Annotated in this window: 5 protein-coding genes, 1 tRNA gene and 1 pseudogene; 5 read left to right on the top strand and 2 right to left on the bottom strand. The window is 60.4% G+C overall.

What is annotated here, in order from left to right; genetic code table 11:
• Positions 1-124 (top strand): annotated as a pseudogene (locus AC5P88_RS19590) (IS110 family transposase); the annotation flags it as partial.
• 189 nt (positions 125-313) lie between these two features.
• On the opposite strand, the gene AC5P88_RS19585 reads toward AC5P88_RS19590, so the two are convergent.
• Positions 314-901 carry an FMN-dependent NADH-azoreductase gene (locus AC5P88_RS19585; protein ID WP_164225645.1) on the bottom strand — a complete coding sequence of 196 codons (588 nt, stop codon included), beginning with the start codon at positions 899-901 and terminating at the stop codon, positions 314-316.
• Between the two features lie 127 nt (positions 902-1,028).
• Here AC5P88_RS19585 and AC5P88_RS19580 point away from each other — a divergent pair, with 127 nt between their 5' ends.
• A complete protein-coding gene (locus tag AC5P88_RS19580) occupies positions 1,029-2,021 on the top strand; it encodes a LysR family transcriptional regulator (RefSeq protein ID WP_049429058.1) in 993 nt (330 codons plus the stop codon).
• Positions 2,022-2,075: 54 nt separating this feature from the next.
• On the opposite strand, the gene AC5P88_RS19575 is transcribed toward AC5P88_RS19580, so the two are convergent.
• Positions 2,076-3,149, bottom strand: coding sequence for a DUF4241 domain-containing protein (locus AC5P88_RS19575; protein WP_495225830.1), 1,074 nt, complete (start codon positions 3,147-3,149; stop codon positions 2,076-2,078).
• Positions 3,150-3,272: 123 nt separating this feature from the next.
• On the opposite strand from AC5P88_RS19575, the gene AC5P88_RS19570 reads away from it, so the two are divergent.
• From AC5P88_RS19570 to AC5P88_RS19560, 3 genes are all read left to right on the top strand, one after another.
• Positions 3,273-3,362 (top strand) — tRNA-Ser (locus AC5P88_RS19570).
• Positions 3,363-4,062: 700 nt separating this feature from the next.
• Entirely contained in the window at positions 4,063-8,358 is a 4,296-nt protein-coding gene (locus tag AC5P88_RS19565; protein ID WP_495225829.1) for an RHS repeat-associated core domain-containing protein, read from the top strand.
• Positions 8,351-8,818, top strand: a complete 468-nt coding sequence (locus tag AC5P88_RS19560; RefSeq protein ID WP_495225828.1) for a tetratricopeptide repeat protein — start codon at positions 8,351-8,353, stop codon at positions 8,816-8,818. Before AC5P88_RS19565 ends, AC5P88_RS19560 begins: the two co-directional genes overlap by 8 nt.
• Positions 8,819-9,209 lie beyond the last annotated feature (391 nt).

The raw sequence follows: 9,209 nt of genomic DNA, 5'->3' as shown, positions 1-9,209 counted from the left end.
TTACGCTGGCCTGAAGGCCAAGGGCAAAGCAAGCAAGGTGGCGCTCGTGGCGGTCATGCGCAAAATGCTGGTGATCCTCAACGCCCGTAAGCGAGACGCCGAGGTGGCCCTCGGCTGCCCCTGACAAGACAGTTGCTACCGCGCGCATCAGTAGATCCACGCCATGCGTGGATAGCGCAGGCCCTCAGACCAGGCGCCACAAAAAAGCGGCCCCGCACAGCGGGGCCGCCAGGGTGGGCCGGGATGGGGGAGGGGATCCCGGCCCGCGTTCAGCGCCTCGACGAGGAGAGAGCGGCGCCGAACGCTGGAACGCTTATGCAGCGGCGGCTTCAGCCGCTTCGTGCGACGGCAGGGCCGCCAGCGCGCCGGCGATGGCGTCTTCACGGTGCTGCGGCGAGTAGGCGATGCCCTCGGCGCGCACGAACTCGATGTCGTTGATGCCCCAGAAGGCGAACGTCTGGCGCAGGAACGGCTCCTGGAAGTCGGCCGGCGAATCGGTATAGATGCCGCCGCGGCTGCTGACCACGATCACGCGCTTGCCGCCGGCCAGGCCGACCGGGCCGTTCTCGGTGTACTTGAAGGTGCGCCCGGCCACGGCTACGCGGTCGATCCAGGCCTTCAGGGTGGACGGAATGCTGAAGTTGTACATCGGCGCGCCGATCACCACGATGTCCGCAGCAAGGAACTGTTCCAGCACCTGTTCAGCATCGGCGGCTTCGGCCGCGTCGGCCTTGGCCAGCGAGCTGCTGCGCAGATGCGGTACCGGATTGGCGTCAAGATCGCGATAATCGACCTGCAGGCCGTCGACCTGCTGCTTGAACCGGGCCACCACGGCGGCGGTCAGGTGGCGGGAGACGGAGTTCTCGCCAAGCACGCTGGCGTCGAGATGCAGAAGCTTCATGGCAGTCACCTATGTTCTGGAAGGAAGAAGCGGGTAGGCCCCGCCGACGGAGAGAACGATAGGTTGTTGCAAAGGCGGGATAAAGGTGATTGAATGCCACGTATTGTTCTAGATATGGAACTCGGGCATGCATGACCTGAATGATCTGTACTACTTTGCGATGGTGGTCGACCACGGTGGATTTGCCGCCGCCGAGCGCGCGCTGGGCATCCCCAAGTCGCGCCTGAGCCGCCGCATCAGCCAGCTGGAGACCGACCTGGGCGTGCGCCTGCTGCAGCGCTCCACGCGCCGCTTCGCGGTCACCGACGTCGGCACCAGCGTGCATCGCCACGCGCAGACGATGCTGGCCGAGGCGCAGGCCGCCCGCGAAGTGGTCGACCGACTCAGTGCGGAACCGCGTGGCGTGGTGCGTGCCAGCGTACCGGTGTCGCTGGCGCAGATGCAGCTGCCCAAGCTGCTGCCCAAGTTCCTCGAGCAGTACCCGAAGGTGCGCCTGCAGCTGAACATCAGCAACCGCCGCGTGGACATCATCAATGAAGGCTACGACGTGGCCCTGCGCGTGCGTTCGCGCCTGGACGACGACGGCAGCCTGGTGATGCGCAGCTTCGGCCAGGTGCAGGAACTGCTGGTGGCCAGCCCGAAGTACCTGGACCGTGCCGGACGCCCCAAGGATCCGGAAGAACTGACCCAGCACGTCACCCTCAGCATCAGCGAAGACGAAGCACGCCAGCGCTGGGAACTGCATGGTCCGGAAGGCGAAGTGCGCCGGGTCGACCTGCAGCCGCGCGTAGCCGGTTTCGACTTCCCGCTGCTGCAGAGCATGGTGAAGGACGGCTTCGGCATCACCATGCTGCCGGAAACCGTATGCGCCGACGCCGTGCGCAATGGCGAACTGGAAGTGGTGCTGCCGGACTGGTCGCTGCCGCAGGGCGTGTGCCATGCCGTGTTCGCCTCGCGCCGTGGCCTGCTGCCGGCGGTGCGCGTGTTCATCGACTTCCTGGCCGAACATCTGCCGCCGCAGCTGGAGGCCTCGCGCCTGCATTGCGATGGTGCCTGCGAGAAGGCCAAGGAGCGGATCAAGGCCAGTGCACTGGGTGCGCTGGCGGTGGATGCGGGCTGAGAGAGCTGAACGGTAGCGCCGGGCCATGCCCGGCGTTGCTGTTTCCGGGGTCGATCACTTCCGCCCGAACAACCGGTCCCAGAAGCTGCGCTGCGGTGCCGGCATCGGCGTGGGGGCGGCAGCCACCACCGGCGCTTCCAGTACTGCCATCAGCTCCGCGCTGCGCGGCTTCTTCAGGAAGCGCGCATAGTCCAAGTAGCTGGTCACTTTGCTCATGTGCAGGCGCTCCGGCATCGCTGGCAACGCGCCGCCCTGCAGCAGCACGCGCAACGCCTCTGGGCGGTCCAGCCTGATCGCCTCGAACACCGCGGTGCCGCCGCAGCCCGGTTCAATCTGATTGGCGCGCTGCGGCGCATCCTTCAACAGGGCGCGCAGCGCATCCGCGTCGTCGCGCTCCACCGCGGCCACCAGTCGTGCCAGTGCCTCGGATTCCGCCGCGGGCAGGCTGTCGCGATAGGCCTGGTCGGCGATCTCGCGCTCGTCGCGCCCGTCACCGCCCTGGATGCACAGGAAATCAGTCACCAGGGCAACTGGAATGCCGGAGGTATCCAGCGCCCAGTAGCTCGGATACACACCGTCGCCCCAGCCGCTGGTGAATACGACCAGGCCGTGTGGCGAGTCCTCGCCCCACGGACGGTACTCGGCGCCTTCATCCAGACCGTCGTGGTCGATCAGCGCATCGGACCACGCGCTGTCTTCGTCGCCATTGGCCTGTTCGATCAGGGCCAGCAATGCCTGCTGGGTATCGGTGTCCATGAAACAGCCGATGCCGGCGTCGACCGGATAGCCGATGAAGCTGTCCTCATCCAGGCCGGTCAGGTCCTGCGTGGTCCAGCGCGCCATCTGCCAGTGCAGGGCAGATGCCGTGAGGGCTTCGCGGGGCTTGAACCAGACCACGGCCAGTGCCGGGCGGCCGCTGTGCACGATGATCTCCACCGGATGGCGGCCCAGCGGGGCGGTGTAGTCGGCCAGCGCAGGTGCCTCGGCCTGGACCAGCGGATCACAGACCACCAGATGCCCGCTGCTGACCGGCAGGTGGCCGGCGAAGGTGCGGTGCAGGGCCACTGCGGCCAGCTGGGTGTCGTCCAGCAGGGTGGTGCGCAGGTTGGCCAGATCGAGGTGGGCCATGGGGGATCCGATTGCAGTGGAGGCCCTACCGTGCCGGATGGGAAGGGCGGGAGCAAGGTGGTCTTGGGCAAATGCCCTTCACGTGCGAGAATACGGCGCTGCCCGGGCGACCGGGACCCGATTGGAGAGATGGCCGAGCGGTTTAAGGCACCGGTCTTGAAAACCGGCGAAGGGTTAAACCTTCCGTGGGTTCGAATCCCACTCTCTCCGCCAAGAAGTACAGATGAGCCCCTGGAAGCAGGGGCTTTTTTGTTTTTCCGAGCAGTGCGAGACGGATCCCTCGGGCGAATGCCGTCAGTTGAGGGCTCGTGTCATCAGTCTGACTCCGGTTGTGCTGGATGTTGCTGCACGAAACTGGTGGGTCGATCTCGTTCGGCTATGCCCAGATTCGCCGCTAATTGTCTCAGTTGACGCTTATGGGCAATGTCATTGATGCGGCGATAGTGTAGGTTTCCTTCGATGTTGTTTGTCCCCTTCTGCGATCGGGTATCACGATTGAGAGCGGGGGGGGGGGGCGGACTGTAGCGTGACGAGGCGGGAGCTCAACTCGATCTATTCAATTGGCTTCATCACGTGCGCTGCTTTTGTACGGCCTGCGCATGATGTTGTGGTCGAGGAGAGCTGATCCCAATTTCATGGAGGAAGTGCAGTGTTAGATATCGAACGAACGATGGATTCACGCATGCGGTCATGGTGCCGCAGCAGGACGTCAGATGCCATCCTGCACAGGGTGCTGATCCTCTTTCTGCTGGTAGCTGGATGTGCCTCAGCATCTAGTGCATTGGCTGAAACAACAATGCATCAGGCGATGTCTTGGTGTGAGTCCGCGCGCGCCCGTCTTTCAGAGCCAAGCTACTGCACTCCCGGCTTCGGAGTTATTAGGCAAGGTTATCCGCCAGAGTCGGGAATCTTCTTGCGCCCTGTAGGCCAGCCGTCACAATACTATGCCTCTTGGCGTTTTGGCTGCCTCGCCGGGGAACGGTGGAGCAGGCGTGCAGGGCGATGCGTTCAAAATGACGGCCCACCCGAGTATCCGCTTCCCGGTCTCGAGGATCCTGAAACTGGCGAGTACGGCTCACCGAAATGCGACAGCAATTGTCTCATTGCGGGAGGCAACGGAAGCAATCCCATTGACAGCGCCACCGGCAACAAGCGGCAGCATGAAGTCGACTTTATTGGTGCGGGCGTCTTCCCTCTGAGCCTGGAGAGGACATACAACAGCGGTCGCGCGCTTGAAGGTGATCCTCTGCCGATGGGGGCGGGTTGGACGCATTCGTACTCAGCACGCCTTTATCCGGTGACGGATGGCAACTATGTGATGTATCGGATCATTGCACGGCGCTCAAATGGAGCGCGGCAGAGCTTCACCCGCGTTGGCGATGAGTGGCTGAGCGATGCAGATGTTGCAGGTAGGATCAGTGTTTTCATGAGTGGAGGGGCACTCAGCTCGTTCACCTATTCGCGCGGCGATGGCGCTGTAGAAACCTATGATCGTGATGGTCTGCTCACCTCGATCACCGATCTTGGCGGTCATCGACAGGTACTGTCCAATACCTATGCGGATGGGATCAAGCGACTGGAGAAGGTAACTGACCCCGAAGGGCGAAGTCTGGTCTTCTCGTACAAGGATCGAATGGTCGCATCGGTCACGTTGCCAACCGGGCGTGTTATCCGATATGGCTACGCCGATGGGGATCTGGTCAGCGTTTCCTATCCGGAAGCGCCAGCCGGTGAGTCCGTCCGTCGCTACCACTACAACGAATTGGATCAGACGACTGGTGTTTCCCAGCCCCACACGTTGACGGGCATCACCGATGAAAGTGGTCAGCGCTACGCGAGCTGGGGTTACGATGGCTATCGGCGTGGTGTTTTGAGTGTCCACGGTGACTACGCGACGGGTACCGTCGATAGAACCTTGCTGGCGTTCAATGACGATGGCACGACGACTGTCACCGACAGCTTGGGGAAGGTGCGCCACTATGGCTTCGATGTGAAACATCGTGTCGCCCGGCTCGCGTCCCTCGATGAGCTGTGTCTGGGGTGCAGTAACACCGCCAGGGCCAAGACCTATGATGGAAATGGCATGGTGCAGTCATCGGTGGACTTTGCCGGTAACGAGACAACATTCAGTCACAACGCGCGGCTGCTCGAGGTCCAGCGTGTCGAAGCTGCCAACGATGCAACGGGTCTGCGGCGAACCGTGCAGACCGACTGGCATCCCAGTTTGAGGGTGCCGGTCGAGCGCCGCATTCTTGATGCGGCGAACGTATTGGTATCCAGGTCCACCTGGACCTATAACGCACGCGGGCAAGCGCTGGCTGCCACGCAGATCGATCCGGCGACGGGCGAGACGCGAACCACGACGAGCACCTACTGCGAAGCGGATGATGTGGCGGCAGGGCGGTGCCCATTGCTTGGTCTGCTTACTCAGGTCGACGGCCCCCGATTGGATGTCACTGACACGACCTCCTATGTCTACTATCCCAGCAGCGATGCGGGCTGCGCTGCGGGCTCCGGCTCATGCCTCTACAGGAAAGGCGACCTGTGGAAAGTAGTCAACGCAGCGGGTCACATCTCCGAGGTGCTTGCCTATGACGGGGTCGGGCGGCCGACATCTGTCAAAGACCCCAATGGCGTCGTTACCGAGGTTGCTTATCATCCGCGTGGTTGGCCAACCATCTTCAGATTTGATTCCGCGTCCGGCGCCGACGCACGCACCACCCGCCTCGACTACTGGCCCACAGGCCTCGTCAAGCGGGTAACGCAGCCAGATGGATCCTCTATTTCCTACTCCTACGACGTAGCTCACCGATTGACGGCGATTTCCGATAGCCAAGGAAACTCAATCACCTTCATCCTGGACAATGCGGGGAATCGCGTCGCGGAAGAGACGCGGGATGTAAATGGCGAACTGAAGCGAGCGCTCAGCCGGATCTACAACCAGTTCGGGCAATTGACGACAGAGGCGGATGCCGGCGCCAATCCCACTGATTTCTCCTACGATGCCAACGGTAACATCGCTTCCACGACCGATGCTCTGGGCCGCAAGAACCGACAGCAATACGATCCATTGAATCGCCTTGTGCTGTCCCTTCAGGATGTCGGTGGTTTGAATGTGGAAGTCCGTACGCACTACAACGCCATGGATCAGGTGACCCGGGTAACTGATCCCAAGGGGCTGTCTACAACCTATTCCTACAACGGCTTCGGCGACCTGACTGGGCAAGTCAGTCCAGACAGCGGTGCCAGTCTGTACACGGTTGACTCCGGTGGTAACCGTCGGACGTTCACCGATGCCCGTGGTGTTACTGCTTCGTATCGGTACGATGCTCTGGATCGGGTGATTGGAATTGCCTACCCGGATACCAGTCTTGACGTGAGCTACAGCTATGACCTGGCGCCAGAGTCGTGCCCTGCCGACGAGCGGTTTGCAAAGGGGAGGCTCGGCGAGGTGCAGCATGCTGGCGGCAGCACGCTGTATTGCTACGGTCGGCTTGGCCAGATCACCCGGAAGGTGCAGACGATCAATGGTCTGACACGGACAGTGCGATACTCCTACAGTCCATCCGGAAACCTTGCGACATTGGTGTACCCGGACGGGAGCATTGTCGACTACGTCCGGGATGGCTTTGATCGTGTGAATCAAATTGGCCTGACCCGGCTTGGTCAGGCCCGGCAGGTCGTGGTGAAGGACGTAGCCTACGCCGCCTTCGGTCCGGCGATCGGCTGGACGTATGGCAATGGTCGGCGGCTGGATCGTTCTCTGGATCTCGACTATCGCGCACAGGCTGTGAATGATCCGACTCCCGGGGGGCTCTCCCAGAGCTACAGCTACGATCCCGTTGGCTCCATCGTTGCGCTGAAGAATGGCAGTGGCTCGCAGGTGATGGCCCGCTATGCCTATGATGCCTTGGGGCGCCTCACGCAGACTCAGGATGGGCTCACCGCAACGCCCATCGAAACCTATGCATACGATTCCACTGGTAACCGCACGTCGCTGAAGACCGCGGGTGGCACCTCGCTCTACACCTATCCCGCGACGAGCCATCACCTGACGGCTGTGGATGGTGTGGGGCGCGATCATGATGCCTCCGGCAACACCGTTCGCGTGGAAGGCAAGGAATACGTGTACAACGACGCCAATCGCATGGCAGCGGTGAAGCAGGACGGGAATGTGCTTGAGGGCTACGCATACAATCACCTAGGGGAACGCATTCTTCGCGTTCCGTTCGGCGGTGATAAGCAGATCACCCTCTATGACGAAGCCGGGCAATGGCTGGGCGACCACTTTGAATCAGGTCGGTCGCAGCAGGCGATCTGGCTTGATGACTATCCAGTGGCATTGATCAGCTCTGCAGACGCTAGTTCTCCGGAGTTGGTCTACATCCAGCCCGATCACCTCGGAACGCCGCGCGTCGTGGTCGATCCTGTCCGCAACACTGCCATATGGGAATGGAGCAGCAAGAGCGAAGTATTCGGCAATCAGATGCCGAATATGGATCCAGATGGAGACGGCGTGGCATTCGACCTTCCACTTCGTTTCCCCGGGCAGCAGGCGACGGAAGCGACCGGCTTGTTCTACAACTATCAACGTGAGTATGACCCAGCAGTGGGGCGCTACTCCCAAAGCGATCCGATTGGGCTTGCTGGGGGCGTTTCCACATACGGCTATGTTGGTGGAGCGCCGACGTCGTTCATCGATAGATTTGGTCAGCAACGGGTTAGGGTGCTGGGCAACTACCACGCGAACGGAGCTTCAGGGTTTGCTGGCAACGAATTTCAGGGTGGATACTACTCGCCTGGTGGGGCATCGACGTCTGACACGTTGAGTACGTTGGCGGGAATGGGGCAGTTGGCAAATCCCGCTGGTTGGGTGAACCCTAATGGCGTTAATCAAGCTGTCGCGGGCGCGCTTCTTAATCAGGCCTTCTCCTCGTCATCCACAGACGGGCGTTCGGTCCCTTGGCCAGAAAGAAAAAGAGGGGGGTATGCTTGCGTCTGTCGCGCGAATAGGGATGGGCGTAGTGAGGGCAATTGCTCAATTGATGACAAAGAGTTCGCGTTTGGGTACGGTTTTGGGAGGAGCGTATCTGAGGCGAAAAGGATGGCTGAAAAAGATGCGAAGGACAATCTTGGGGCAAAATCGACTCACCATGTTCAATGTAGATGTGTAAGCCCAACTGGAGATAGGATTATTCCGCATGGCTAATTTGCCGACTTTGCTGACGACCGAGTTTGATTCACTGGTTGAGATTGGTGATCTGGCTGGGGCTGCATTGGCTATTGCTGAGGGGGTGAGGGCGGGGCTGGCAGAGGCGCTGTTTCTTTCTTCGACCATAAGCAGCTCTGCCGAGCCCTTGTCGGACTTCGAGAAGCGTAGTCTGGAGCAGGTTTGTAAATCTGCCTCATTGGGATATGCGCCTGCACAATTTAGACTTGGTTGCTATCTGCGGTTTGGAGACTTTCTTGACAAGGATGTTGTGAGGGCGGTGGATCTATTCAGGAAATCTGCGATAACCGGCTTTCCTCCAGCAATGTATGAGTATGGATTGGCGCTCCTTCATGGTGAAGGCGCTGAGCGTGAACCCGCGGAGGGTATGCGCTGGATCAGGCGATCAGCTGAGGAAGGAGATGCTGCCGCAGTTGAATTCTTGGCCGGTATTGCATAAAGGTTTTTTTTATTTGTCGATACTCGCTGTTTATTGATGGATGATTTCACATATTTTTGGCTATCGGCTCGATGTCGGAAGCTTGTATTTGCGGGTAACTCGGCTTGGTGTGCGCCACGAGGCGGGTGGTCAAGAGGCGGAAATCTGAAGAGGGTGGTTGATTGTTGCGTGAATTATTTTCTTTTGCGCAAATTTCGTGATCTTGGAGGGGCGATGCAATGGAGATTGGGTTCAGTCAAATTGGTTGTTCGGGAAGATTGAGAGCGCCAAAGTCGTATTGAGAGAGGCGTCGCGACGATGGCACTTTGAATCTCCCAATGTGGGCGTTCTGGTTGAACTTGACAGGCTGAATCAGGTGCAGCTACACATCTCGATTGTGGCAGCGCGTGTA

It is taken from the genome of Stenotrophomonas sp. YJH_SMC_8, from assembly GCF_059371315.1.
The sequence above is the reverse complement of the archived record's forward strand: the minus strand, read 5'-3'. Positions and strand labels throughout refer to the sequence as shown.

Bases quoted from the DNA above. Each gene is read 5' to 3' on its own strand.
- AC5P88_RS19580 (WP_049429058.1), top strand. From the start codon at position 1,029: ATGCATGACCTGAATGATCTGTACTACTTTGCGATGGTGGTCGACCAC.
- AC5P88_RS19560 (WP_495225828.1), top strand. From the start codon at position 8,351: ATGGCTAATTTGCCGACTTTGCTGACGACCGAGTTTGATTCACTGGTT.
- AC5P88_RS19575 (WP_495225830.1), bottom strand. From the start codon at position 3,149: ATGGCCCACCTCGATCTGGCCAACCTGCGCACCACCCTGCTGGACGAC.
- AC5P88_RS19585 (WP_164225645.1), bottom strand. From the start codon at position 901: ATGAAGCTTCTGCATCTCGACGCCAGCGTGCTTGGCGAGAACTCCGTC.